24 protein-coding genes and 1 pseudogene are annotated in these 24479 nt (G+C 72.1%); 19 read left to right on the top strand and 6 right to left on the bottom strand.

All coding sequences use genetic code 11. The annotated features are described in order from the left end of the window. Nucleotides 1–7: 7 nt before the first annotated feature. Nucleotides 8–1363: a M14 family metallopeptidase gene (locus AMK27_RS19905; RefSeq protein ID WP_073909874.1), complete on the bottom strand. Its 1356-nt coding sequence runs from the start codon at nt 1361–1363 to the stop codon at nt 8–10. A gap of 211 nt (nt 1364–1574) precedes the next feature. Between AMK27_RS19905 and AMK27_RS19900 the strand changes: the two genes are divergently transcribed. Beyond that, complete coding sequence (locus tag AMK27_RS19900) at nt 1575–2972, top strand: serine/threonine-protein kinase (RefSeq protein WP_241847586.1); 1398 nt, start codon at nt 1575–1577, stop codon at nt 2970–2972. Nucleotides 2973–3071: 99 nt separating this feature from the next. Here AMK27_RS19900 and AMK27_RS19895 read toward each other — a convergent pair whose 3' ends face one another. Then, nucleotides 3072–4793, bottom strand: a complete 1722-nt coding sequence (locus AMK27_RS19895; RefSeq protein ID WP_198955909.1) for a chitinase — start codon at nt 4791–4793, stop codon at nt 3072–3074. 457 nt (nt 4794–5250) lie between these two features. On the opposite strand from AMK27_RS19895, the pseudogene AMK27_RS19890 reads away from it, so the two are divergent. The 13 genes and pseudogenes from AMK27_RS19890 to AMK27_RS19830 form a co-directional block, all read left to right on the top strand. Then, nucleotides 5251–6072, top strand: a pseudogene (locus tag AMK27_RS19890) (hypothetical protein); the annotation flags it as partial. A 342-nt stretch (nt 6073–6414) separates the two neighbouring features. Next, nucleotides 6415–7122 carry a Flp pilus assembly protein CpaB gene (cpaB, locus tag AMK27_RS19885; protein WP_073909860.1) on the top strand — a complete coding sequence of 236 codons (708 nt, stop codon included), beginning with the start codon at nt 6415–6417 and terminating at the stop codon, nt 7120–7122. Nucleotides 7123–7129: 7 nt separating this feature from the next. After that, entirely contained in the window at nt 7130–8398 is a 1269-nt protein-coding gene (locus AMK27_RS19880; protein ID WP_073909857.1) for an AAA family ATPase, read from the top strand. Between the two features lie 3 nt (nt 8399–8401). Continuing rightward, a complete protein-coding gene (locus AMK27_RS19875; RefSeq protein WP_073909854.1) occupies nt 8402–8779 on the top strand; it encodes a TadE/TadG family type IV pilus assembly protein in 378 nt (125 codons plus the stop codon). Continuing rightward, complete coding sequence (locus tag AMK27_RS19870; RefSeq protein WP_073909850.1) at nt 8776–9159, top strand: TadE/TadG family type IV pilus assembly protein; 384 nt, start codon at nt 8776–8778, stop codon at nt 9157–9159. The genes AMK27_RS19875 and AMK27_RS19870 overlap by 4 nt, the downstream gene beginning before the upstream one ends. Nucleotides 9160–9175: 16 nt before the next feature. Then, nucleotides 9176–10522, top strand: a complete 1347-nt coding sequence (locus tag AMK27_RS19865; RefSeq protein ID WP_073909845.1) for a CpaF family protein — start codon at nt 9176–9178, stop codon at nt 10520–10522. A gap of 31 nt (nt 10523–10553) precedes the next feature. Beyond that, nucleotides 10554–11495 carry a type II secretion system F family protein gene (locus tag AMK27_RS19860; protein ID WP_073909841.1) on the top strand — a complete coding sequence of 314 codons (942 nt, stop codon included), beginning with the start codon at nt 10554–10556 and terminating at the stop codon, nt 11493–11495. Between the two features lie 15 nt (nt 11496–11510). Beyond that, on the top strand, nt 11511–12398 hold the full coding sequence (locus AMK27_RS19855) for a DUF5936 domain-containing protein (protein ID WP_073909837.1): 888 nt from the start codon (nt 11511–11513) through the stop codon (nt 12396–12398). Nucleotides 12399–12742: 344 nt separating this feature from the next. Beyond that, nucleotides 12743–12949 (top strand): hypothetical protein, encoded by a 207-nt coding sequence (locus tag AMK27_RS19850; RefSeq protein ID WP_073909833.1) that lies wholly within the window; start codon nt 12743–12745, stop codon nt 12947–12949. A 2-nt stretch (nt 12950–12951) separates the two neighbouring features. Further along, nucleotides 12952–13620: a pilus assembly protein TadG-related protein gene (locus tag AMK27_RS19845; protein WP_073909830.1), complete on the top strand. Its 669-nt coding sequence runs from the start codon at nt 12952–12954 to the stop codon at nt 13618–13620. 32 nt (nt 13621–13652) lie between these two features. Next, nucleotides 13653–14231, top strand: a complete 579-nt coding sequence (locus AMK27_RS19840) for a hypothetical protein (protein WP_073909827.1) — start codon at nt 13653–13655, stop codon at nt 14229–14231. 9 nt (nt 14232–14240) lie between these two features. Beyond that, entirely contained in the window at nt 14241–14861 is a 621-nt protein-coding gene (locus AMK27_RS19835; RefSeq protein WP_073909824.1) for an OmpA family protein, read from the top strand. Between the two features lie 58 nt (nt 14862–14919). Beyond that, nucleotides 14920–15510 (top strand): hypothetical protein, encoded by a 591-nt coding sequence (locus AMK27_RS19830; protein WP_073909821.1) that lies wholly within the window; start codon nt 14920–14922, stop codon nt 15508–15510. Between the two features lie 13 nt (nt 15511–15523). Here AMK27_RS19830 and AMK27_RS19825 read toward each other — a convergent pair whose 3' ends face one another. Together AMK27_RS19825 and AMK27_RS19820 are read right to left on the bottom strand one after the other, a co-directional pair. Beyond that, the gene (locus tag AMK27_RS19825; RefSeq protein ID WP_143204869.1) at nt 15524–16408 is read right to left on the bottom strand and encodes a hypothetical protein; all 885 of its coding nucleotides are present in this window, start codon (nt 16406–16408) and stop codon (nt 15524–15526) included. A 117-nt stretch (nt 16409–16525) separates the two neighbouring features. Beyond that, nucleotides 16526–17452, bottom strand: a complete 927-nt coding sequence (locus tag AMK27_RS19820) for a hypothetical protein (protein WP_073909815.1) — start codon at nt 17450–17452, stop codon at nt 16526–16528. Between the two features lie 122 nt (nt 17453–17574). Here AMK27_RS19820 and AMK27_RS19815 point away from each other — a divergent pair, with 122 nt between their 5' ends. Further along, nucleotides 17575–17994: a hypothetical protein gene (locus AMK27_RS19815; protein WP_073909812.1), complete on the top strand. Its 420-nt coding sequence runs from the start codon at nt 17575–17577 to the stop codon at nt 17992–17994. A gap of 91 nt (nt 17995–18085) precedes the next feature. Continuing rightward, on the top strand, nt 18086–19231 hold the full coding sequence (locus AMK27_RS19810) for a glycosyltransferase family 39 protein (protein ID WP_073909809.1): 1146 nt from the start codon (nt 18086–18088) through the stop codon (nt 19229–19231). Here AMK27_RS19810 and AMK27_RS19805 read toward each other — a convergent pair. Next, a complete protein-coding gene (locus AMK27_RS19805) occupies nt 19203–19577 on the bottom strand; it encodes a DUF192 domain-containing protein (protein WP_073909806.1) in 375 nt (124 codons plus the stop codon). The genes AMK27_RS19810 and AMK27_RS19805 overlap by 29 nt on opposite strands. Before the next feature lie 41 nt (nt 19578–19618). Here AMK27_RS19805 and AMK27_RS19800 point away from each other — a divergent pair, with 41 nt between their 5' ends. Then, the gene (locus tag AMK27_RS19800) at nt 19619–20356 is read left to right on the top strand and encodes a prepilin peptidase (protein WP_073909803.1); all 738 of its coding nucleotides are present in this window, start codon (nt 19619–19621) and stop codon (nt 20354–20356) included. A gap of 408 nt (nt 20357–20764) precedes the next feature. On the opposite strand, the gene mgrA is transcribed toward AMK27_RS19800, so the two are convergent. Continuing rightward, a complete protein-coding gene (gene mgrA / locus AMK27_RS19795) occupies nt 20765–21802 on the bottom strand; it encodes an L-glyceraldehyde 3-phosphate reductase (protein ID WP_073909800.1) in 1038 nt (345 codons plus the stop codon). A gap of 128 nt (nt 21803–21930) precedes the next feature. Here mgrA and AMK27_RS19790 point away from each other — a divergent pair, with 128 nt between their 5' ends. Together AMK27_RS19790 and AMK27_RS19785 are read left to right on the top strand one after the other, a co-directional pair. Continuing rightward, the gene (locus tag AMK27_RS19790) at nt 21931–22692 is read left to right on the top strand and encodes an isoprenyl transferase (protein WP_073909796.1); all 762 of its coding nucleotides are present in this window, start codon (nt 21931–21933) and stop codon (nt 22690–22692) included. A 326-nt stretch (nt 22693–23018) separates the two neighbouring features. Further along, a complete protein-coding gene (locus tag AMK27_RS19785; RefSeq protein WP_073909792.1) occupies nt 23019–24344 on the top strand; it encodes a PhoH family protein in 1326 nt (441 codons plus the stop codon). The last annotated feature ends 135 nt before the right edge of the window (nt 24345–24479 follow it).

Here is a 24479-nt window from a genome sequence, read left to right as displayed (position 1 = left end):
CGGACGGTCAGGCCGCGCAGTACTGCGCCTGCTTGCCGATGGAGCGGTACATGCAGTCGGCGTTCTCCAGGAGCTGGAGCACGGCGTCGCGGTTGCGGCTCGTCTCGCGCTCGATGACCTCGTCGGGCGGGTAGAAGCCGCCGCCGCCGGACGAGGACGGGTACATCTCGAAGGTGTACGCGAAGATCCGCTGCGAGCCCCACAGGTAGTCGTCGATCGACCCGTCCGTGATGTAGAGGTCGCTGGACTGCTCGGGGGTGTAGCCGTTGCTGGCCGCCATCTTGCCGCCGACCGCAGCGAAGGCGTTCCGGTCGTCGAGGGTCATGCCCGGCGCGGTGTTGGCCGTGGTCCAGCCGAAGGGCCAGAGCACGAGCTCGCTGTACGTGTGGAAGTCGATGGCCGCGGTGATCTGCTGCTTGCCGCCGACCACCCGGGAGCGGACGAAGTCGGCGACGACCTTGACCTCGGGGGCGGACTCGGGGGCGGCGCCGCGGTACGTCTCGGAGCTCTTGGAGCCGGAGGAGCCGCCGCAGCAGCCCCACTTGTAGTCCCAGTTCCGGTTCATGTCCGTGCCGATGTACGAGGAGCCGGAGTTGGGCTGGCGGTTCTTGCGCCAGCTGCGGTAGGAGCCGCTCGCGATGTCGTACTCGCCGCCGTCCGGGTTGAGGTCCGGGACGATCCAGATCTCGCGGCCGTTCACGGCGTTGGTGATCCTGGAGTCGCTGCCGTACCCGGCGCCGAGCTCACGGAGGAGGTACAGCGCCATCTCGACCGTGAGGTGCTCGCGGGCGTGCTGGTGGTGGGTGAAGAGGACCTCGGGCTCGGCCTCGTCGGTGGCGACGTTGTCACTGATCTTGATGGCGACGATGTCCCGTCCCTGGTACGACTTCCCGATCACCTGCTTGCGCATGATCGAGGGGTACGCGGCGAGCCGCTGGTCGATCTCCGCGTTCATCTCCGCGTAGTTGTGGTACCTCGCGTCGGCGGAGGGGAAGTCGAGCGGGCCGGCCGCCTTGCCGCCCTCGGCGGTCCGGTCCGGGGGGCCGGGCAGGGCGACCGGCTTGTAGCCGAGCGCCTTGAGGTTCCTGAGCTGTTCGGTGTTGGCGCTGACCACGACCGACCGGGCGTCGACCTCGTCGATCGAGACACCGGTGGCGGTCAGCGCGCTCCGGGCGGCCGGGGTGGAGGGGCCGGCGACCTCGTACTGCCGGATCACCTCGTCGGCGCCGACGGCGAGCCGGGCGGCGGCCGACGACGGGTCGGCCCCGGCGGGTGTCGTGAGAGCGGACAGCGGCGCCGCGAGGGCGAGCGCCACGAGGGCCGCGAGGGTGGCGGACCTTCTGCCGCGGAGAGAACGTCGCATGCTGTCTCCTGGGTGGGGAGGGTGGGGGGTGCGACAAGCGCGTGCGGGTGTTCTGTGTTCGGTGTTCCGTGTTCCGTGTGCGGTGTTCCGCGTTCGGCCACATGGTGAGCCCATGTCATGGACCGGTCAAGACGCTGAGTTCGGCCATACTGTCCCGGTGGGGACCCTCATCGGTAGATACGTCATCGAGCACAAGCTAGGCGAAGGCGGCATGGGCACCGTCTATCTGGCCCGATCGCGCGGCGGGCGCGCCGTGGCCGTCAAGGTGGCCCGGCCGGAACTCGCCTCCGATCCCTCCTTCCGCGCGCGCTTCCGCGCCGAGGTCGCCGCGGCCCGCCAGGTCGGCGGCTTCCACACCGCCCAGGTCGTCGACGCCGACCCCGACGCCGAGGCGCCCTGGCTCGCCACCGCCTACATCCCCGGCCCCACCCTCTCGGCGCTCGTCACCGCCGAGGGCCCGATGGACGAGCGGCGGCTGCGCTCGCTCGGCGCCGCGCTCGCCGAGGCCCTGGAGGCCATCCACGCCTGCGGGCTCGTCCACCGCGACCTCAAGCCCGGCAACATCGTCATGGCCCCCGACGGGCCCCGCGTCCTCGACTTCGGCATCGCCCGCGCGCTGGAGTCGACCCGGCTCACCGCCACCGGCTCCGCCTTCGGCACCCCCGGCTACCTCGCCCCCGAACAGGCCCTCGGCGAGGAGGTCACGGGCGCGGCGGACGTCTTCGCGCTCGGCGCGGTGCTGGTCGCCGCCGCGGGCGGCCGCCCCTTCGGGGACGGCACCCCGATGGGCCTGATGTACCGCGCGGTGCACGAGGCCCCGGACCTCGCCTCCGTGCCGGAGTCCCTGCGCGGGCTCGTGGGCCGCTGCCTCGCGAAGGACCCGGCCGGACGGCCGACGCCGGAGGAGATCCTGGACGTACTGGGGGAGGGGGTGACGCGGGACGACGCGGGGGAGGTGCCGCCGCCGACGGTCCTGGACGCGCCCGCGACGCCGCGTCCCCCGGCTTTGCCGGGGTTCGGGCCGCCGCAGGACTCGATCCCGGGGCAGGAGTCGGTTCCACCGCGGGACTCGATCCCCCCGCAGGGCCCGGTCCCGCCGTCGTACGGCCCGCCGCGGGCCGCGGTGCCGTCGACGCCCGCGCCGCCCCAGGCCGCGGTGTCGTCGACTCCCGCGCCTCCGCAGGCCGCGGTTCCTTCGACTCCCGCGTCCCCGCAGGCCGCGGTCCCGTCGCCGTACGCGCCCCCGCCTCCGCGTGACGCGGTCCCGCCGGGGTTCGGGCCGCCCACCCCCGCCTTCTTCGTCCCGCCGCCGCCCGCCGCGCCCCCGCAGCCCGCACCGGATTTCGTGGCCGCCGACAGCGTGTACGGGATCGTCGTGGACGGCGCCGGAATCTGCCTGCAACTCCTCGACGACGAAGCCGAGTTCACCTGGGCCGAGATCGGAGCCGTACGGTACGAGCGGACCCGGCGCGGCCGGTCGCTGCGGATCGCCGTCGACCTCTACGGCGGCACCAGCTACCTCTGCGAGATCGACGGCCGCCGGGCGTCCCGGGTCGAGGAGTGGGCCGCGGGGCTCGACCGGGCCCTGGCCCGCTTCCTGCCCGGGTGAGGACCGGGCCGGCCGCCTGAGGGCCGGGCGTCCGTCCGAGGACGCGCCGCGGCGCCGCCGGGAGACCGGCGGCGCCGCGGGTGGTGCGGGATCGTTCCGTTACGGCAGGTTGTGGACGTGCGGGCCCACCGCGTTCGACCAGGCGTTGCCGGCCGTCGCGTCCCAGTTGGTCGACCAGGTCATGGCGCCGCGCAGCGTCGGCCAGGCCTGGGCCGGCTTGAAGGTGCCGCAGCTCGTGAGCTTGGTCAGGCAGTCGAGCGCGTTCTTCACGATCTGCGGGTCGACGTAGCCGCTGCCCGCGCCCCGCGTGGAGGCGGGGACGCCCAGGCCGACCTGCGACGGGGCGAGGCCGCCCTGGATCTGGATGCAGGCGAGCGCGGTGAGGAAGTCCACCGAGCCCTGGCTGTAGACCTTGCCGTCGCAGCCGAGCATCGAACCGCTGTTGTAGTACTGCATGTTGACGACCGTGAGGATGTCCTTCACGGCGAGCGCGGTCTTGAAGTACTCCGTGCCCGTGTTCTGCATGTCGATGGTCTGCGGGGCCATCGTCAGGACCAGCGACGAACCGGCCTTGGCGGACAGCTGGCGCAGCGCCTTGGTCAGGTACGTCGAGTTGATGCCGTGCTCGAGGTCGATGTCGACGCCGTTGAAGCCGTACTCCTGCATGAGGGCGTACGCGCTGTTCGCGAAGGCGGTCGCGGAGGCGTCACTGTTGATCGTGACGTTCCCCTTCTCGCCGCCGACCGAGATGATGACGGACTTGCCGGCGGCCTTCTTCGCGGCGATGTCCGCCTTGAAGTCGGCGACCGAGGCGTAGCCGACGGCCGGGTCGAGGTTGAAGACGATCTGGCCGGCCGTGGTCGTCGAGTCGGCGAACGAGACGGCGATGATGTCGTACTGCGCCTGCACGTCCCGCAGCTTCTGCACCGTGGCGCCGTTGTTGAAGTTCTGCCAGTAGCCGGTGAGGGCGTGCTTGGGCACGGCCGGGCCGGGGCCCGGGTCGGTGACCTTGGCGGTCCTCGCCGAGACGGCCCCGGACTTCGCGGACTCGCCCGCGGAGTTCGTCGCGGCGACCTGGAACTGGTACGCCGTGTCGGCCGAGAGCCCGCTGATCGTGGCCGACGTGCCGGTCACCGTCTGCGGGTTGCCGCCGTCGCGGTACACCTTGTAGCCCGTGGCGCCGGAGACCGCGCCCCAGCTCAGGTCGACCGAGGAGGAGGTCACGGTGCCCGCGGCGAGACCGGCCGGGGTGGACGGGACCACCGGGTCGGGGTCCTGGCCGCCGCCCCCGTCGGGGCCGAAGACGCTGACGTCGTCGACGGAGTACGGGGAGGTCCCGTACCAGCCGTGGGTGTAGATCTCGACCGAGGTGGTGCTCGCCCCGGTGGTGAACGTGGTGGTGAGCTGCTTCCAGGAGGCGCTGTCGGGCGTCCAGGTGGAGACGCTGCCGGAACCGGTCCCGGTGTTGTTCGCGCCGAGGTAGGCGTAGCCGCCCTGGACCCAGGCGCTCAGCGTGTAGGTCGAGTTGGGCTTGACGGCCACGGTCTGCACGCACTTGGCGTTGTCGAGCCCGGCCGGGGTCGCCCGGAGCGCGCCGGCCCCGGTGCGGACCGGCGAGGAGACGGCGGCGCCGCTCCCGGCGGAACACGACCAGTTGGCGAGGCCGTTCTCGAAACCGGCGTTCTTGGCGACGTTGACGTCGGCCGCCTGCGCGGTGCCGGCTCCGCCGACGAGGACGAGCCCGGAGCCGACGGCGAGCGCGAGCGCTCCGCCGAGCCAGCGGCGTCCGTGCGGGCGGGTGGTGGTGCGGTCCACGTGCATCCTCCGGAGGGGAGTTGGGGATGTGGGGGATGTGGAGGTGCCGTACGTCGTCGTACGGAGGTGCTCGTACGGGGGTACGAGGGGGTACGAGGGGTAGGGAGGTGCGGAAGGTGCCGGCGGTACGGGAAGTACGGGCGGTACGGGAAGTGCAGGGCGGTACGGGTCGTGCGGGCGGTGGCCAACCGCTGTGGGGACAAGTTGGTCCAGACCAATCGTGTTGTCAAGACCTCTGGCAGCAAGCCCTGTTCGGAGCGGGTGACGGCCGCGCGGAACAGCCGGGCCGAGTCCGGGCCCCGGACCCCGAGAAAGGGGGACAGCTTGGCGGATTGTGTGTTCACCACCCCGGGGGACGCGGATAAGGTGCAGAGGCGGCAGCACCCTGCGGTGATGCCGTGAACGCGGTAAGTGATCCGCGGCCCCCGGGACACCGGAGGCCGGAGGGGACGGGGGGTCCGACGTGCCGACAGCCATCGCGGTCACCAGTGCCGACCTGGCGCTGCCGCCGACCGACCCCGGGACCCCGCACGCCACCGTCCTCCCGGCCCCCGAAACCCAGTCGCTCGACGCCTCGATCGCCGACATGCAGCAGCTCATCGCACGGTACGGACACGTGGTCGTCGTCTGCCCCACCTCCGCCCCGCCCGCCGTCGCACAGCGCCTGCGCGCCGTCCGCGCCCTGCTGGAGAGCGACCGGATCGCCCTGGTCAGCACCGATCTGCCGCCCCTCGGCGCGGCCGTACTCGTCCGCCAGCTCCGGCAGTTGGCGGGCTGCGACTTCAGCCCCGGCGTCCTCGCCTCCGCCGCCCGGCTGCTCGCCCACTACATCTACGCCGGCGCCGTCCTCGGCTCCGTCTCCCGGCTCGACCGCGTCCCCGTCAGCCTCGGATCCCACCTCAAGGGCTGGCTCCCCGGCGCCCACTTCGCCGTACTCGCCGGACCCACCGCGCAGATCACCCGCGTCGGCAGCGGCGAGGTGGCCCTCCCCGGACCGGAGTTCACCACCGAACTCCTGCTCGCCCGCGGACAGCTCCAGACCGACTGGCCCACGACCACCCTCGTCCCCGGGTGGCGGATCCAGGGCGCCGTCCTGGAGGCGCCGCTGCCCGAGGCCTCGCCCCGCTGGTGGGGGACGGGGAAGCTGGTCGAGTTCGCCGCGTACCTGCCCGACCTGCCCGTCCTCTACCAGCTCGTCTCCTCCGTACGGCGCGAGACCTGCCACTGGTGCGCGATGGACCTCATCGGCGACCGCTGCGGCTTCTGCGGGTCACCCCTCCAGGCCGGAGCGGTACCGGAACAGGGCGGCCGCGCGCTCGGCAGCGCCCCGGGCGAGGGTCGGCGCGACGGCGGCACCCGCGCGCTCGGCCCCGGGGCGCAGCCGGCCCCGCAGCCGGACGGCGCCCACCCGGCCCCGTACCACGGCCCGCAGACGGCCCATCCGGGCCGGCCGTCCTCCTCGTACACCGAGCTCACTCCCGTGAACGTCCAGGGGAACCCCACCCGTGCCCTGCCCTGAGCCGCCCCCCGCCCCCTCCGCGACCCCCTCCCGCGCCCCCTCCGACCGCCCCCGACCGTCCGCTCCCGTCCGCCCCGGACCCACGTCTCCGATCGAGGTAGTACGGCCATGAACTCCCGCCAGCGCCGCGGCGTGATCCTGCTGCTGCTGTCCGTCCTGTGCGCGATCGGCGCCGTCGCCGGTGTCCTCGCCGTCATCAGCGACGTGAACTCCAAGGTCGGCCCGGAGACCACCGCGTACCGGATCAAGGACAACGTGGCCCCCTACACGCCCCTGAGGGCGGCCCAGTTCGAGAAGATCTCGATGCCGAAGCGCTGGCTCTCCGAGACCGCCGTCACCGACCTCCGCCAGATCGAGGGCCGGATCGCCGTCACCCAGCTCAAGGCCGGCTCGCTCCTCCAGTCCGACATGATCGTCGAGCAGCCCGAACTCCAGCCCGGCCAGCAGGAGATCGCGATCATGATCGACGCCGCCACCGGCGTCGCGGGGAAGATCACCGCGGGAGCCACCGTCAACATCTACGCCACCTTCGCGGGCGACAAGAAGGGCGAGCCCTCCCAGTCCCGCATGATCGTCGCCGGCGCCCGCGTCCTCGACGTCGGCAAGCTCACCCCGATCAGGGACAGCTCCCAGGGCTCGGCCCGCGCCGACGCGGCCGTGCCCATCTCCTTCGCCCTCTCCACCCTCGACGCCCAGCGCGTCGCGTACGCCGAGTCCTTCGCCGAGCACGTACGCCTCGCCCTGGTCGCACCCACCACCGGCGGCGCCCCCGCCGACCAGCGCGACCGCACCTACACGCTCGAAAAGGACAAGTGAGGCCGGTATGACCACCAGGATCCTGCCGGCCGTCGGCGACCCCGACGCGGCCCGGTCCGTCACCACGCTCATCGGGCAGCTCCCCGACGCCGAGCCCGCCCTTCCGGTCACCGACTCCACCCAGCTCGTCGACACCCTCGCGCGGCTCGCCGCCGCCTCGCTCGACGAACTCCCCGAGGTCGTCCTGGTGCACGAGCGGATCGGCCCCGTCCCCGCGCTCGAACTCGTCCGCGAGGTCGCCCTCCGCTTCCCCGCCGTCGGCGTCGTCCTCATCACCGCCGACGCGAGCCCCGTCCTCTTCTCCGCCGCCATGGACTCCGGCGCGCGGGGACTCGTCACCCTGCCCCTCGGCTACGAGGAGCTCGCCAGCCGCGTCCAGGCCGCCGCCCAGTGGTCCGTCGGCGTCCGCCGCCACCTCGGCGCGGGGGCCGACCAGGTCACCGGCCCCGGCGGCACCGTCGTCACCGTCAGCGGCGCCAAGGGAGGAGTCGGCGCCACCGTCACCGCCGTCCACCTCGCCCTCGCGGCCCGCGCCTCGGGGCGTACCGTCGCGCTCGTCGACCTGGACCTCCAGAGCGGCGACATCGCCTCCTACCTGGACGTCCAGTTCCGGCGCTCCGCGGCCGACCTCGCCGCCATCGCCGACATCTCCCCGCGCGTCCTCCAGGACGCCGTGTACGTCCACGAGACCGGCCTCTCCCTGCTCCTCGCCCCGGCGGAGGGCGAGCGCGGCGAGGAGGTCACCGACCGCGCCGCCCGCCAGATCGTCAGCGCCCTGCGCGGCCGCCACGAGGTCGTCGTCGTCGACTGCGGATCCCAGCTCACCAGCGCCAACGCCGCCGCGATCGAGATGGCCGACACCGCCGTCCTCGTCACCACGCCGGACGTGGTCGCCGTCCGGGCGGCCAAGCGGACCGTCCGCATGTGGGAACGGCTCCAGGTGCGCAAGGCCGAGGAGACGGTGACCCTGGTCAACCGCCACCACCGCTCCACCGAGATCCAGCCGCCCCTCGTCCAGAAGATCACCGGCACCCGGGTCGCGGGCACCGCCGTCCCCGCCCACTTCAAGGAGCTCCAGGCGGTCGTCGACGCGGGCCGGCTGCACGAACTCGACGCCAAGTCGACCGTCAAGCAGGCCCTGTGGGCGCTCGCGGGCGAGCTCGGCCTGGTCCAGGCACCGGCCGCGGCGCCGGCGGCCGGCGAGCCCGGCAAGCAGCTCGCACGGGCCGGCGACCGGGGCTCGCTCGGGCTGCGGCGCCGCGCCGGAGGACGCTGAACCATGCGCATCGGCCAGGGCCCGGGCAGGGACGACAGGGGACAGGTGGCGGTCGAGTTCCTCGGCATGGTGCCGCTGATCCTGCTCACCCTCGCGCTGCTCTGGCAGATCGTCCTGGTCGGATACGCGTTCACGCTCGCCGGGAACGCGGCCGACGAGGCCGCACGGGCCTGCGCCGTCGACGACGACGGACCGGCCGCCGCCCGCCGGCACATCGGAGGCGCCTGGAGCGCCTCCGGCGGGAACTGCGGAGACGTGAGCGGCGGCATGGTCCACGTCCAGGTCACCGTCGAGGTCCCGGTCCTCGTCCCCGGACTCGGCGGGCTCTTCCCGGTGAAGGGTGAGGCGGGAGCCTTGTACGAGGAGGACCTCGGGCCATGAGACGACCACCGCGCACCGGGCGGCGCGACCGCGGCCAGGCCGCCATCGAGTACCTCGGCTTCCTGCCGGTCCTGCTGATCGTCGGCCTCGCCGGACTCCAGCTCGGCATCGCCGCGTACGCCGCGCAGCAGGCCGGCACGGCCGCCCGCGCGGCCGCACGGGCCGAGAGCAGCGACGAGGAGGACGGACCCGACGCCCAGACGGCCGCCGACGCCGCCGTGAGCGGCTGGATCGATCCTGCCGCCGTCCCCTCCCGCGGGAGCGACGAGGTCACCGTCACGGTGACCGTCAGGATCCCGTCCGTCGTGCCCTTCGTCGGCGACTTCGGCACCGTCGAGAAGACCGCCACCATGCCCCTGCCCGACGAGGAGGACGAGTGAGAAGGGACCACGAATCATGAGTCTGCGGGCCCGGATCAACGCCCCCGAGGACCACGGGGGCGGCGCTGCGGCCCGGGAGGACGGCCATCTCGTCGCCGCCTTCCGCGCCAAACTCCTCGAGGAGATCGACCTCACCGAGATGTCCGCGCTCGCGGCCGCCGAGCGGCGCGCCCGCCTGGAGCGCGTCCTCGGACACATCATCAGCCGTGAGGGACCGGTCCTCTCCACCGCCGAGCGGGCCCAGCTGATCCGCCGCGTCGTCGACGAGGCCCTCGGCCTCGGCGTCCTCGAACCACTCCTCGAAGACGCCTCGATCACCGAGATCATGGTCAACGGCCCCGACCAGATCTTCATCGAGCGGGCCGGCCGCGTCGAACTGCTGCCGCTCCGCTTCGCCTCCCACGACCAGCTGATGCAGACCATCGAGCGGATCGTGTCCACCGTCAACCGGCGGGTCGACGAGTCGAACCCGATGGTCGACGCCCGGCTGCCGTCCGGCGAGCGCGTCAACGTCATCATCCCGCCGCTCTCGCTCACCGGGGCCACCCTCACCATCCGCCGCTTCCCCCGGGCGTACACGCTCCACGAGATGGTCGGACTCGGCTCGCTCGACGAGCAGATGCTGCTCCTGCTGTCGGGACTGGTTCAGGCCAAGTTCAACCTGATCGTCTCCGGCGCCACCGGCACCGGGAAGACCACCCTCCTCAACGCCCTCTCCGGTCTCGTCCCCGACGGCGAGCGGATCATCACCATCGAGGACTCGGCCGAGCTCCAGCTCCAGCAGTCCCACGTGATCCGGCTGGAGGCCCGCCCGCCGAACATCGAGGGCCGCGGAGCGATCTCCATCCGCGACCTCGTCCGCAACTCGCTCCGCATGCGGCCCGACCGGATCATCGTCGGCGAGGTCCGCGGCGGCGAGACCCTCGACATGCTCCAGGCGATGTCCACCGGCCACGACGGCTCGCTCGCCACCGTCCACGCCAACTCGGCGGAGGACGCCCTGATGCGGCTCCAGACCCTCGCGTCGATGTCGGAGGTCAAAGTCCCGTTCGAGGCCCTGCGCGACCAGATCAACAGCGCCGTCGACGTCCTCGTCCAGCTCACCCGGCACCCCGACGGCACCCGTCGGATCACCGAGATCTCCGTCCTCGCCTCCCACGGGCGGGAGCGCTTCCTGCTCGCCACGGTGTGCCGGTTCCAGGCGCAGCCGGTGGCCGCGGACGGACGGGTGTACGGGCAGTTCACCTACCACCCGCTGCCGAGAAGGGTCGCCGAGCGGCTCTACCTGGCGGGCCAGCCCATTCCGCAGGCCTTCGGCGTGGCCGTGACGGAAGCCCACCTGACCACCCGCGAGGCCGAGTGATGCCGACGAGAGCCGACGAGGAGCAAGGCCCGTGACCGACCCCTTCTGGCTGACGATCGGCGTCACGCTGCTCTGCTGCGTCCTGGGCATCCTCGGGATCCAGCTGTACGCGAGCGGGGCCCGCCGGCACGCGGCGCTCGTCGCCCGGCTCGACGACTCGGGCGCGCCCGAGGGCACCGGCCGCCGGAGGCGCCGCTTCCAGGGCGTCGACCGGCGGGTCCGGCGGACGGCCCTCGGCCGGAGGCTGGAGCTGCGGATCGCGGCGACCGGTCTCGACATCACCCCGGGCGAGTTCACGGTGGCCCTCGCGGCGACGGTGGCCGTCCTGTGGACCGTCGGCCAGGCCGCGCTGTCGCCGTTCTTCGGTCCGATCTGCGGGCTGCTCGGCATCTGGGTGGCGATGGGCTACCTCGGCTGGCAGCGGCAGAAGCGGATCGAGAAGTTCATCAACCAGCTCCCGGAACTCTCCCGGATCCTGGCCAACGCCACCCAGGCAGGGCTCGCGCTCCGGATGGCCCTCAGCCTGGCCGCCGACGAGATGGAGGCGCCGGCCGGGGACGAACTGGAGAAGGTGGCCCAGCAGCTGGCCGTCGGCACCTCGCTCGACGACGCCCTGGGGGAACTCGCCGAACGCCTCCCGTCCCGCGAACTCGTCGTCCTCGTCACCACCCTGGTCCTGGCCAACCGGGCCGGCGGCACCGTCGTCTCGTCCCTGCGGAACCTCACCGAGACGCTGGAGGAACGCAAGGAGACCCGGCGCGAGGTCCGCACCCAGCTCTCGCAGGTGAGCATGACCGCGTACTCCGTGCCCGTCATCGGCGTCGGTTCGCTTCTGCTCATCGACAACATGCAGCCCGGGGCGCTGGACCGGATGACCGGTTCGGGTCTCGGGCAGTTCGCCGTCGTCGCCGCGTTCGCCCTGTACGTGGTGGGCTTCATCGCCATCCGCCGCTTCTCGAAGATCGACGTGTAGGGACGGACTGCCGCCGTGGACCTCCTCCTCGCCCTCCTCGCGGGCCTCGCCGTAGCCGGGGCCGCGTACGGCATCCGCCTCTACCGCGCGGACGCCAGGCTCCCCGACGACCTCCGGCTCGCCCTGGAGGTCGGCGCCACCCGCACCGGCGCCGTCGACTCCGCCGTCGACCGGCTGGGCATGCGCTGGTCGCCGACCGTGCTCCGCCTGATGGGCCCCAAGCGGGTCAACGCGGTCCGGCGCCGGATCGACCTGGCCGGAAACCCCGGCGGCCTGACGATCGACCGGTACGGGGCGAGGCGGGCGGTCTACGGCTTCCTCGGCGTCCTGGGCGGCCTGCTGATGCTGAGCAGGGGGTCCTTCCTGGTGGCGGTCCTCCTCTTCGCGTTCGGCGCGTTCTGGACGGAGGTCGGCATCTGGTCGGCGGTCCGCATCCGCAAGGACCAGATCGAACGCACCCTGCCGGACTTCCTGGACGTCCTGGCCGTCGTCGTCTCGGCGGGCCTGGGCTTCCGCCAGGCGCTGGAACGCGTGGCGGAGAAGTACGAGGGCCCGTGGGCGGACGAACTCCGCATCACGCTCCGCCAGATGGACATGGGCGTCAGCCGCCGCCAGGCCTTCGACGAACTGCGCCGACGGAACGACTCGGAACAGGTGGCGCAGTTCGTGACGGCGCTGCAGCAGGGCGAGGAACTGGGCGCGCCGATCGTGGACACGCTGATACAGATCGCCAACGACATGCGGCGCACGGACGCGCAGAACGCCCGCAGGAAGGCGGCGAAGGCGGTCCCGAAGGCGACGATGGTCATCACGACCCTGATGGTCCCGGCAACGATGATCCTGCTGGGCGCGGGCCTGTTCCTGGGCACGGGGACGGACTTCGGGGCGGTGACGGGGGAGTGAGGGGCGCGTCTGTCCGAATGTCGCCGCATGGTGAGACGGGCCCTTCGCGTGTGCAACGGAGTGTGGAACAGTGGGGACGGAGGGTGAGGGGGGTGGAGGCGATGGACGCGAACGGGCTTACGGTCGCGATGACTTGCGCGATCGCGAAGTGGCCGGTCAGGGACGCCGACCGAATCTTCGCCAAACTCCCCACCGGCACCCGTACCGAGGCCATAGCCTCATGGCTGGGCTCCAGGCCCACCCGATGACCAGGGCCCACAGAGGGGCCCACGGGCCCTGTGCGCCGACCGGTGGGTCGGCGTACCGTGACCGTGCGCAGGCGTCTGAACGCGGAGGGGACCACGATGAACGACGCGATGCTGAAGGCCCTGACCAAGGCCAAACTGAAAGTGGCCGGCCGAGTGATGTCCGGAGATCGCGGCCAGACCGCAGTGGAGTACCTGGGGATCATCGTGGTGGTGGTGGCGATTGTCGTCGCGATCACTGGTACGGACATCGGAACCACGATCATGACGTCGATCAAGAACAAGATTGCCGAACTCGCGGACTGAAAGTGCTCGTTCGCAGAGTCGGAGACTCGGGACAGGCGTTTCCCGCATATGTGGCGGCCGTGGCAGGCCTGTTGTTCATAGCCTTCGTCTACTTCGCAGTGGGGCAGGCCGCATCCACTCGAAACGAGGCTCAAACGGCCGCTGATGCCGCCGCGCTGGCAGCCGCGCAGGATGCACGGGAGCAGCTGAGGGGCAGATGGCTGGAGGTACTCGCCGACCCCACGCAATGGGACCAGATCCTCCGAGGAGACGGTTACCTGGACGGCCCGGCGTGTCAGCGGGCAGCGGATCTTGCGGGCAGGAATGGGGCCGAGGTGGTTGCTGACGGGTGCGTCCGCCTCGCTGAAGGGGGTGACGGGTTCGAGGTGACCGTGCGTACCACAGGGACGATCGGACGATCCATCGTCCCTGGTACGGAATCCCAGCACGTCACTGCCTCCGCTGAGGCGGTGATCGAGTCGGACTGCACCTTCGAGGTGCCGGACCCTCCAACTTCACCGGCTCCTACAGAGACTCCGACGGAGCCCGGCGATGAGGAAGAAGCACCCGAACCGACGGTCGGGATCACCTGTGATGGGGAGGTCTGGGATATCGACCTGGAGGACATCGATCCCGAGGATCCGGCTCTACCTGACGCCGACGACCTCTTCACTGTCCGACTGACCGGCTGACCTGCGACGGCAAGTAGAGAAATGGGCGGTAGATGAACGCGCGGTACGGAAGGAAGCCCCACAGGGCGATTGCTGTCGTAGCCGTTACAGCAATGTTCGTGGTCGGCTGCGGCGCTGATGAGAAGGCGGGGGCGGACAAGCCCCCGTCACAGACCTCTGCGGCCCCGCAGAAGAGCTCGGCCACACAGGGATCGCCAACGGCCGAGGAGCCGGCGGAGACGCTGGCTGTCCTCAAGGGTCAGGACGGCTTCGAGCTCACTGTCAATTCCGCAGTGCGTGATGCCGGGGGGTTCCTGACCATCAAGGGGAACCTGAAAAACACCTCGGAAAAGGGGCGCGCCGTTCCTGACACCGTCAGGGGCGACGAGACGGAGGTGCTGAAGCATGGCACGTCCCTCGGCGGAGCCACTCTGGTGGACGGCATAGGGAAGAAGCGCTACTACGTCCTGCGCGACACGGACGGCCGCCCGCTCACCACCACCGGGCTGGGGATCCTCTCGGCCGACGAAGCCGTCGAGGTCTTCATGCAGTTCCCCGCACCCCCCGCCTCCACCGCAGAGGTCTCGTTCCAACTCCCCACCTTCGAACCCGCCACCCTCAAACTCTCCTGAGGCGACGCCATGACGACGACATCCCGCCTCGCCGTGCTCCTGGTCGCCTCCGTCGCCCTGGGGCCCCTTCTCGTGCCCGTCGCGTACGCCGACGATCCCCCCGGGTCCGCCGCCAGTGCCTCACCGCCGCCGGCCATCGATCCGAACTCGCCGGGGCTCATGCTTCCCGACGGTGCCACCCTCGCCGCCGCCAAGGTGCTCGACATCAAGCAGATCGTCGAGGACGAGGGTGGTGAGCAGCGCCGTCAGGACACCAACGTGGACGTGACGTTCGCGCTGCAGGCCGAGGTCCTGTTCCCCAAGAACAGTGCCAAGCTCGGGCCCGCCGCCAACGCCCGTATCGCCGTCATCGCCGCCGAGATCAACAAGCTCGGCTCCGGTCGCGTCCGGGTCTTCGGTTTCACCGACAACCTCGGGACGTACGAGCACGGGCTCAAGCTGTCGAAGGAGCGGGCCGTCGCCGTGCAGCAGGTCCTCGCGCGGGGGCTCGACCCGGGCACGACCTTCGACATCCGGGGCTACAGCGAGGACTACCCGATCGCCGACAACGGCTCCGAGGAGGGCCGCAAGAAGAACCGTCGGGTCGAGATCTCCTTCCCCCGCACCACACCACCCCCCGTCACACCCTGACACCCACGCCCACGCCGACGCCGCCCCGGGACGGGCCCCGCGGGCATACTGGCGTGTCATGAGCACTGCCGGATTCACCCTGCGCCACACCGACCCCGAGGCCGCCTCCCGTTCCCGGTGGCTCGCCCCCGCGCCCTCCTGGGGCGGCGTGATCCCCGGGCTCGGGGCCGTAGAGCTGCGGTACGGCAACGCCGTCGGGCGCGGTGACGACTTCGCGCAGGTCTCGGTCGCCGGTGAGCACCTGCCGCAGGGGGTCTTCAGCGGCATCAGGTTCGGCAGGGCGCCGCTGCCCGCCCGCGCCAGGCTCCGGGTCGGCGAGCACACCGGCACCCTGAGCCGCCGCCGCAGCGGGCTCTCCAGGGACGGCCGCGCCCTGCGCATCGGCCTCGCCGGCCGGGCTTACCGCTGTCGGCGGGGCCAGGACAAGCGGGTCACCGAGCTGCTCCGGCAGGGCGTCGTCGTCCGGGTCACCCGCGACGACTGGAGCAGGCCGGTGACCCTGGACGTCAGGACCGAGGGCCGGGCCGACGCCGTGGACCTGGCCCTGGCCCTGCTCCTCCAGGGCGTCTACACCCGGCACCTGGCCCAGGGCGGCCGCTGGTACTCCCTGCCGGGCCGGATCCTGAACCGTACGCCCGACGTCTTCTGAGCCCTCCGAAGGCTCAGGTGCCGGGCTTCCAGAGGGTGACCTCCAGGGCTATCTGCGTCGGAGGGGCGATCGAGGAGTTGGGGTTGCCGCCGATGAAGCCGGTGATCACGACGCGGGCGATGTTCCCCTTGTCGGTCAGGACGCAGAGGACCGTCTTGGCGGGGAGGTCCCACTTCGACATGCTGGACTCGGTGAAGCCGCCGACCCTCGCGGCCCGCGCGCAGTCCGCGGCCTCCTCTGAGGCGTCCGTCGGCTGGAGCTGGGCCGCGTTGCGGCCGTTGCGCAGGGACAGGTAGCCCTCCAGGGTGTTCTGGTAGGTCAGATCGGCCTCGACGGGGACATCGCTCTGCTCGGCCTCCTCCTTCGCCCTGTCCCACTCCTCGTCCGTGTACCGGCGCGTGGCCGGCGCGTCGAAGTCGATGGTGCCGAGGTCGGAACCGGGCGGCAGGCCGAGGGACATGGCCTGCTTCGGGTAGAAGACCGTGTACGACGCGGCTGCCGGGGCCGGCGGCGGCGCCGTCGAGGAGTCGTCCGGGGACGGACCACCGCTCTCCTGGTCCGACGCTGTCGAAGGCGCCGCCGCTGTCGACGGCGGAGACGACTCCTCCGACGGCTGCTGCCCGGAGCTCGACGGAGGCGTCGTGATCGACTCCGTCGGCGCCTTCGCGTCCGACGGGCCCTCGCCCTTGTCCGTCAGGGCGGAGGTCAGCACGGCGCCGGCCAGGGAGAAGACGCCGGCGATGACCGCACCGATGACGGTGATCCGGACGGCTTCGCTCTGCCTGCCGAACCAGCCCTGCCGCCGGGGCGGCCGCGGGGGAGGGGGCGGGAACGGCCCGCCGGGCGAACCGGCGTTCTGATGCGGGTGGTTGCTCGGAGGCATGGGGGCCGTGGACACCGAAACTCCCTGATTCTCTCTGGTGTTGGTGGAGATCGCCGGGGCGTGCCGACATGCTGCCGTGGTGATCGCGTCGCAGCCAACGGACTTTACCGTGCGCCTCGTTGCCCCTCCTCGTCAGAGGGCGAGCGCCGCCCTGATCGTGGCCGTCATCCGGTCCGGATGCCGGAAGACCTCGCCCGCCGTGAACCGCAGCACCCGCCTGATCTCCGGGCAGGACTGCAGCGCGTTGAAACGGGCCACGTCCCGCTCGTGGGCCCGGCGGGTGCCGTGGAAGGCGTAGCCCTCGACCTCCACCGCCAGGCCCTGCGCGCGGAACAGGAAGTCCGGGCGCAGCGGCGGCCCCACCGCCGTCCGCAGGACCGGCTGGCACTCCGGGAACAGGCCGGCGTCCCCCATCCGCAGGCGCGCCACCGTCTCCGCAGGCGAGCCCGACGCCGGCTCGGCGAGCCGCAGCCAGGACCGGGCGCGGGGCGCGCCCCGGCGGGGCGCCGCGAGTTCGGCGGCGAGGTCCTCGCGGCGGACGAGTGCCGCGCGCCGCACCCCCTCGACCGCCCGCCGTGCGAGAGCCGAGTCGGCGACCACCACGGCCTCCTCCCGGCTGCCGGCCGCCCGTATCAGGTCGCTGACCGTCCGCGCCGGGGTCGTGGTCCGCAGGCCCCGCCGTATCGACCCGTCGCCGGCCGTCAGGAACCTCGTGCCGTGGACGCGCACCCGGGTCCCCTCGCCGGCCGTCGAGCGGGGCGGTGCCGGGGCGGTGAACTCCAGGCGGTCCGCCCCTCCCGGCGCCTCCAGCCGCTCGATGCGGTGCAGCCGGGCCGCCGTCCCGTGGCTGCACACCCACTCCGGACGCAGGAGCTGGAGCGCCGTCGCCCGCACCCGCCAGTCCACCTCCTTCCCCGGGACCGCCCACGCGCCCCGGCAGATCCGCTGCCAGCCTTCCCGGCGCAGGCGGCGTGCCAGGCGGCCCGGCGGCCAGCCCGCCGCGACCGCCCGGACCGTCAGGAGGATCCCGCCCCTGGCGAGGATCGCCAACTCGTACATACGCCCAACGATCCACGGAAGAGGGACACATCGCACCCCCTGTGGAAAACCTGCCGAAAGCCGTCGTCAGGAAAGCGCAAAGGTGGCGGGACAAGCCTGTCGGGCAGGAGCATTCTGGACAGATGACGACGACGGGCGAGACTCCGGGCGCGGCCCCGGGTCTGCAGAGCGCGCAGCGGGAACAGAGCGCGCAGAGTGCGCAGTTGGTCAGCGATCTCGTCACCCGGATCCCCGAGTTCCGGGCTGTGTACGAGAACCATGTCTTCCACCAGGGCGGTGTGCAGCCCCACGTGTTCTTCTGGGACGTCGTCCAGGACACCGTCCGCTCGTTCCTCGGCGAGTCCCCGTGCGCGGCCGACTGGCGCCGCACGCTCGCCTTCCTGGAGGAGCAGAGCTGTCGCGGTGTCCTCGGCGTCGACGAGGTGATCGTCACCTCCTTCCTCGGTGACCTGCCCTCCCCGCACGAGCCGGGGCACGCCATCGTCCACCAGCTCGGTCCCGTGATGGCCGCGAGGTACGTCCGCATAAGGCCACGGGGCTGAGCCGCGCCGCACCGGCCGCACCGGCCCCGCCGTGCCCCGCCCCGCAGGGCCACCCGGAGGTGCCGGGCGCGCCGTCGGGATAATCGGGCGCATGTCCCCGCCGTCCCCGTCCGCACTCAGCCGTCGCACCCGTGCCCTCCGCCCCCTCCGTACCCTCGACCCCGCCGTTCTCGCCGTCGGCGGGTACGCCGTGACCCGGCTCATCGGCCTCGCGGTCCTCGCGATCGCCTCCGCCGTCACCGGCGAGGACGGGCTGCACCGGCTCAAGGGCCGCTGGGACTCCGTCTGGTACGTGCGGATCGCCGAGAACGGCTACGGCCACCAGGCCACCCTGCCCAACGGTGACGTCCACCCCGACCTGGCCTTCTTCCCGCTCCTCCCGGCCCTGGAGCGGGGCCTCTCCACCGTCCTCCCGCTGGACGCGGCCACCGCCGGGCTGCTGGTCTCCTGGACCGCGGGACTCGCCGCCGCGTGGGGCATGTACCGGTGCGGCGCGCACGCCTTCGGGACCCGCGCGGGCCTTCTGCTCGCCGTCCTCTGGGGCGTGTACCCGACCGCGTTCGTCCAGTCGATGGCCTACACGGAGACGCTGTTCACCGCCTTCGCCGCCTGGTCCCTGTACGCGGTCCTGCGCGGGCGCTGGATCCTGGCCGGCGCCCTGTGCGCGGCGGCGGGGCTCGCCCGGCCGACGGCCGTCGCCCTGATCGCCGCGCTGGGGATCACCGCACTCGTCGCGCTCGTACGGGACCGGCGGCTGCCCCCGCGGACCGTCGCCGGGGTCCTGATCGCGCCGCTCGGCTGGCTCGCGTACATCGCCTACGTCGGTGTCCGCCAGGGCAGCGCGACCGCCTACTTCGAGGTCCAGGCCGCCTGGGGCAACTCCATCGACGGCGGTGTCGCCCTCGCCCGGTTCATCGCCGGTCTGCCGTGGCCCGCCGCCCTCGGGCTCTGCGCGGCGCTCGCGCTGCTCGGCTGGCTGGTCGTGCTCTGCGTACGGCAGCGGCAGCCGCTGCCGCTGCTCGTCTACACGGTCGGCGTCGTGTTCGTCTCGCTCGTCGGCGCCGCGTACTTCGGCTCCCGGCCGCGGCTGATGATGCCCGCGTTCGGGCTGCTGCTCCCGCCCGCCGTGGCCCTCGCGCGGCTGCGCGTCAGGACCGCCGTGCCGGTCCTCGCCGGGCTGGCCCTGGCCTCCGCCGTGTACGGGGCGTTCACCCTGCTCGGTTCGGGTCCGCCGTGACGTCCACGCGCACGCGTACCCCCGGCCGCAGGCCCCAGCCGGCCATCGCGCCCGCCTCCGCCTCCAGGACGTGCCGGCCGCGCGGCCGGATCATGCCCAGCCGTCCCGGCCGCATCGTGACGACGGAGCGGACCGTGAACGAGCGGTCCAGATAGGCCACGTCGATCGCGAACCGCATCCCGAAGGTGTGCACGCTGTTCGTGCGGACGATGAGCATCGCCCCGGCGATCCCGTCCCGCCCGAGCAGCCCCCGCCGCCGCGCGCGGTACGAGGCCGCCACCTCCAGCGGCACCTCCCGGACCGCGTCGGTCGCCAGCGTCCCCGTCACGTCCGCCCATTTCCCCATGCGCCAGACCGTAGCGGCCCGCCACGCCTAGGGTCGGCTCCGTGTACGTCACCACGATCACCCTCGCCGCCCTCTGGGGCGCCGCCGTCGGGCTGCTCGTGCCGCGTGCCGCGTACCGGCTCTCCGTGGCCTTCGAGGAGCCGTGGCGGGACCGCTGCCCCGTCGGGCACGCGCTCGCGGGACCCGCGCGCGGCTGGCTCGGCGGGCCGGGGCGGCAGGAGTGCGCCACGACCGGGAGCCCGCGCACGGCACCGCTGCTCACCGCCCTCGTCTGCGCCGTGCTCGCCGCCGCCACCGGCGGGCCCCGGCCCGAGCTCGCGGTCTGGCTGCTCGGCGTCCCCTTCGCCGTGCTCCTCGCCACCGTCGACGCGCGCGTGCACCGGCTTCCGGACGCCCTCACCCTGCCGCTGGCCGCCGCGGTGCCGCTGCTCCTCGGTGTCGCCGAGCTCCTGCCGTACGACGCGGGCTCCTGGCTGCACGCGCTGCTCGGCGCGCTCGCGCTGGGCGGCGCCTATCTGGTGCTCCACCTGATCAACCCGGGCCAGCTCGGTCTGGGCGACGTCAAGCTGGCGCTGCCGCTCGGCGCGGCCCTCGGCTGGTACGGCTGGGGCGTGCTCTTCGCCGGGGCCTTCGCGGGGTTCCTGCTCGGCGCGGTGTACGGCGTCGGGCTCGTCCTCCTGCGCCGCGCCGACCGCTCCTCGGCGATCCCCTTCGGCCCGTTCATGCTCGCGGGCGGGCTGCTCGGGCTCCTCCTCGGGGCGTTCACCGCCCTTCCGTGAGCGTGGTGCCCGCCGGTCACCGGCCTGTCGCCCGCCGTGACGGCGGCGGCCCGCCTCCCCGTGCGTCCGGGTGCTGACCTGCCGGAAGGCGGTCCCGCGCGGCTGCCGCGTCAACGTGGCGCCCGGTCCGGGAGGTCCCTCTTCGGAGGGACGGAACTCCGCCGCCGCGCCGGGGCGCAAACCCGCCACAGCGGCCTGTACCCCTTGTCCCGCCTGGGATCCGGGGAATTCGTCGAGGTTCGTTCGGCGTACCTGGCGCGCAACACGACTATCGAAGGGTTATGGTGGAAACCCCCCCTCGGGCCGGTCCGTATCCCCCCCACGGACCGGCCCGTTTTTCTTTCCCGGATCCCCGCTAGGGCCTGCCCCGGATCCCCTCAGGGCCTGCCCCCGGTCACTCCGGGCGCGTCAGCCCCGGCCGGCCCAGATGTTCGTGCCCTGGGTGTCCACGGCGAACGAGTCGATCTCCACCAGCTCGTCGGCGGTCAGCGGCGCGGCCGCGAGAGCCGCCACGTTCTCCTCCAGCTGGGCGACGCTGGACGCGCCGATCAGCGCCGAGGTCATCCGCTCGTCGCGCAGCACCCACGACAGCGCCAGCTGCGCCAGCGACTGCCCGCGGCGGCCCGCGATGTCCGCGAGACCGCGCAGGCGCCGCAGCACCTCGTCGGAGAGCAGGTTCGGGTCGAGGGACTTGCCCTGGGTGGCCCGCGAGCCCTCCGGGATTCCCTTCAGGTACTTGTTGGTGAGCAGCCCCTGCGCCAGCGGCACGAAGGAGATGCAGCCCATGCCGGCCGCCTCCAGCGTGTCGAGGAGGCCGTCCTCCTCGGTCCAGCGGTTGATCATCGAGTACGAGGGCTGGTGGATGAGGGCCGGGACACCCATCTCGCGCAGGATCCGCGCGGCCTCGGCGGTCTGCTCGCTGTTGTACGAGGAGACACCCACGTACAGCGCCTTGCCCTGCTGGACGGCGGAGGCCAGGGCCCCCATCGTCTCCTCGAGCGGGGTGTGCGGGTCGAAGCGGTGCGAGTAGAAGATGTCGACGTGGTCGAGGCCCATCCGGTTCAGGGAGGCGTCGAGCGAGGACAGCAGGTACTTGCGGGAGCCCCACTCGCCGTACGGGCCGGGGTGCATCTCGTACCCAGCCTTGGTGGAGATGATCAGCTCGTCGCGGTAGGGCGCGAAGTCCTGGGCGAAGAGCTTGCCGAAGTTGAGCTCGGCGGAGCCGGGCGGCGGCCCGTAGTTGTTCGCCAGGTCGAAGTGGGTGACGCCGAGGTCGAAGGCGCGGCGCAGGATCGCCCGCTGGGTGTCGAGCGCGCGGTCGTCGCCGAAGTTGTGCCAGAGGCCGAGGGAGATCGCGGGAAGCTTGAGGCCGCTGCGGCCCGAGCGGCGGTACTCCATGGAGTCATAGCGGTCCGCGGAGGCGCGGTACAGGGGGGAATCAGTCACGTATCTCTGCTTATCACGGACTTGTGACAGTCCCGGGCTGGGAGCCTGTCGCCCGTCCGCAGTAGTGTGGCGGCTTGCGGACCGCCGCGGCACGGCGGGCCTGCCGCTGCATGGAGAGGTAAAGAACAGTGAACCTGCGCGACCTGGTGTACGGGCTCTACGCACGCCGGGTGGAAGGCCGCCTCGACCATGACCAGGTGCCCAAGCACATCGGGGTCATCCTCGACGGGAACCGCCGCTGGGCCAAGGCCTCCGGCGGGACGCCCGAGCAGGGCCACAAGGCGGGCGCGGACAAGATCCAGGAGCTGCTCGGCTGGTGTGCCGAGACCGACGTCGAGGTCGTCACGCTCTGGATGCTCTCCACGGACAACCTGAACCGGCCCGAGGAGCAGCTCGTCCCGCTGCTCGGCATCATCGAGAACGCCGTGCGGGCGCTGGCCGCCGACGGCCGCTGGCGCGTCCACCACGTCGGCACCATGGACCTGCTGCCCGCCCGTACGCAGTCGGTGCTCAAGGAGGCCGAGCAGTCCACCCACGACAACACGGGGATACTCGTGAACGTGGCCGTGGGCTACGGCGGCCGGCAGGAGATCGCGGACGCGGTCCGCTCGCTGCTCCTGGAGCACGCCGAGCGCGGCACGAGCTTCGAGGAGCTCGCCGAGATCGTCGACGTCGAGCACATCTCGGAGCACCTCTACACGCGCGGTCAGCCCGACCCGGACCTGGTGATCCGCACCAGCGGCGAGCAGCGGCTGTCCGGATTCATGCTGTGGCAGAGCGCCCATTCCGAGTACTACTTCTGTGAAGTGCACTGGCCGGCCTTCCGCAAGGTCGACTTCCTGCGGGCGCTGCGCGACTACGCCGCCCGGCACCGGCGCTACGGAACCTGATCCCCGGATGCGGACGGTCCCCGGAGCACCCCGGGGACCGATCGGAAGCGATCGGAACCGATCACCTCGTGTTCACGAACACGTCGTCATATGCCATGGCATGGCAGAGCCTGTTAGAGGGCATATCCCTGGTGAAGTGAGCGGCACGGAGACCGCCACCCGGGAGGCCCCTTGCACCAGGACGACCGTGCGGGACACGTACGGGAGAAGCGGAGGGCCGTGGTTCGGCCCGTGCACGGTGGCCCGAACCCGGTCCCAATCCGCAGCGACACCGGTTCCGTCGCACCCCGACCTCACAGGGGTCTTCCGAGGGGGTCTGTCCATCCGTGGTGACCAGCACGAAGCGCCGCCTTTCCGACCGGCGCACCTATGTTCTCGACACCAGCGTCCTGCTGGCCGACCCCAACGCCGTCTCCCGGTTCGAGGAGCACGAGGTCGTGCTCCCGATCGTCGTGGTGACGGAGCTTGAGGCCAAGCGGCACCATCCCGAGCTCGGCTACTTCGCCCGGCAGGCCCTGCGCCTCCTGGACGACTTCCGGGTCCGGTACGGACGCCTGGACGCCCCGCTCCCCGTGGGGGACCTGGGCGGCACCCTGCGTGTCGAACTCAACCATTCCGACCCCGGCATCCTGCCCGCCGGCTACAGGTTGGGGGACAACGACTCACGGATCCTCGCGGTCGCGCGCAACCTCCAGGCGGAGGGGTACGACGTCACGGTCGTCTCCAAGGACCTGCCGCTGCGCATCAAGGCCTCGTCGGTCGGACTCCTCGCCGAGGAGTACCGGGCCGAACTGGCCATCACGGACGCCAACGGCTGGACCGGGATGTCCGATCTGGCGCTCTCCGGAGAGCAGGTCGACCTGCTCTACGACCAGGAGTCGCTGTACGTGCCGGAGGCCGCCGAGCTCCCGGTCCACACGGGCCTGGTGCTCCAGTCCGAGCGGGGCAAGGCGCTCGGCCGGGTCACCGCCGAGGGGAACGTGCGGCTGGTCCGCGGCGACCGGGAGGCCTTCGGGCTCCGCGGCCGCAGCGCCGAGCAGCGGATCGCGCTGGACCTGCTCCTCGACCCGGACGTCGGCATCATCTCCATGGGCGGCCGGGCCGGCACCGGCAAGTCCGCGCTCGCGCTCTGCGCGGGCCTGGAGGCGGTCCTGGAGCGCCGTCAGCACCAGAAGGTGATGGTCTTCCGTCCGCTGTACGCGGTCGGCGGCCAGGAGCTCGGCTACCTGCCGGGCAGCGAGGCGGAGAAGATGAGCCCGTGGGCTCAGGCCGTCTTCGACACGCTGTCCTCGGTCGCGAGCCGTGAGGTGGTGGAGGAGGTCCTCGGCCGCGGGATGCTGGAGGTCCTGCCGCTCACCCACATCCGGGGCCGTTCGCTCCACGACGCGTTCGTCATCGTGGACGAGGCCCAGTCCCTGGAGCGGAACGTCCTGTTGACCGTTCTGTCCCGAATCGGGGCGAATTCGAGGGTCGTTCTGACCCATGACGTCGCCCAGCGGGACAACCTCAGGGTCGGCCGGTACGACGGAGTCGTCGCCGTGGTCGAGAAACTGAAGGGGCATCCGCTCTTCGCCCATGTCACCCTCACCCGCTCCGAGCGCTCCCAGATCGCGGCGCTCGTGACGGAGATGCTGGAGGACGGTCAGATCTGACCTGATTCGTACCCGTACGTAGGCGTACGGAAGTTGGCGCCGCCCGGCAGAGCGCAGGAGCTTAGCCGGGCGGCGCCCCCATGTCCGCCTTATCTTCGAAAACACCTGCCCCCGACCAGGTGTGAGCTTTCACAC

The sequence above is a fragment of the Streptomyces sp. CB02009 genome (assembly GCF_001905825.1).
In the GTDB taxonomy this organism is placed as follows: Bacteria; Actinomycetota; Actinomycetes; order Streptomycetales; family Streptomycetaceae; genus Streptomyces.
This window is presented reverse-complemented; position numbering and strand designations above follow the sequence as displayed.

What these genes read in the sequence shown, in the direction of transcription:
- AMK27_RS19820 (WP_073909815.1), bottom strand. Translation starts at nt 17,452, where the DNA reads ATGTACGAGTTGGCGATCCTCGCCAGGGGCGGGATCCTCCTGACGGTC.
- AMK27_RS19900 (WP_241847586.1), top strand. Translation starts at nt 1,575, where the DNA reads ATGGGCACCGTCTATCTGGCCCGATCGCGCGGCGGGCGCGCCGTGGCC.
- AMK27_RS19895 (WP_198955909.1), bottom strand. Translation starts at nt 4,793, where the DNA reads ATGCACGTGGACCGCACCACCACCCGCCCGCACGGACGCCGCTGGCTC.
- AMK27_RS19840 (WP_073909827.1), top strand. Translation starts at nt 13,653, where the DNA reads ATGAACGCGCGGTACGGAAGGAAGCCCCACAGGGCGATTGCTGTCGTA.
- AMK27_RS19905 (WP_073909874.1), bottom strand. Translation starts at nt 1,363, where the DNA reads ATGCGACGTTCTCTCCGCGGCAGAAGGTCCGCCACCCTCGCGGCCCTC.
- AMK27_RS19850 (WP_073909833.1), top strand. Translation starts at nt 12,743, where the DNA reads ATGAACGACGCGATGCTGAAGGCCCTGACCAAGGCCAAACTGAAAGTG.
- AMK27_RS19830 (WP_073909821.1), top strand. Translation starts at nt 14,920, where the DNA reads ATGAGCACTGCCGGATTCACCCTGCGCCACACCGACCCCGAGGCCGCC.
- AMK27_RS19875 (WP_073909854.1), top strand. Translation starts at nt 8,402, where the DNA reads ATGCGCATCGGCCAGGGCCCGGGCAGGGACGACAGGGGACAGGTGGCG.
- AMK27_RS19865 (WP_073909845.1), top strand. Translation starts at nt 9,176, where the DNA reads ATGAGTCTGCGGGCCCGGATCAACGCCCCCGAGGACCACGGGGGCGGC.
- AMK27_RS19835 (WP_073909824.1), top strand. Translation starts at nt 14,241, where the DNA reads ATGACGACGACATCCCGCCTCGCCGTGCTCCTGGTCGCCTCCGTCGCC.
- AMK27_RS19810 (WP_073909809.1), top strand. Translation starts at nt 18,086, where the DNA reads ATGTCCCCGCCGTCCCCGTCCGCACTCAGCCGTCGCACCCGTGCCCTC.
- AMK27_RS19870 (WP_073909850.1), top strand. Translation starts at nt 8,776, where the DNA reads ATGAGACGACCACCGCGCACCGGGCGGCGCGACCGCGGCCAGGCCGCC.
- cpaB (WP_073909860.1), top strand. Translation starts at nt 6,415, where the DNA reads ATGAACTCCCGCCAGCGCCGCGGCGTGATCCTGCTGCTGCTGTCCGTC.
- AMK27_RS19815 (WP_073909812.1), top strand. Translation starts at nt 17,575, where the DNA reads ATGACGACGACGGGCGAGACTCCGGGCGCGGCCCCGGGTCTGCAGAGC.
- AMK27_RS19880 (WP_073909857.1), top strand. Translation starts at nt 7,130, where the DNA reads ATGACCACCAGGATCCTGCCGGCCGTCGGCGACCCCGACGCGGCCCGG.
- AMK27_RS19805 (WP_073909806.1), bottom strand. Translation starts at nt 19,577, where the DNA reads ATGGGGAAATGGGCGGACGTGACGGGGACGCTGGCGACCGACGCGGTC.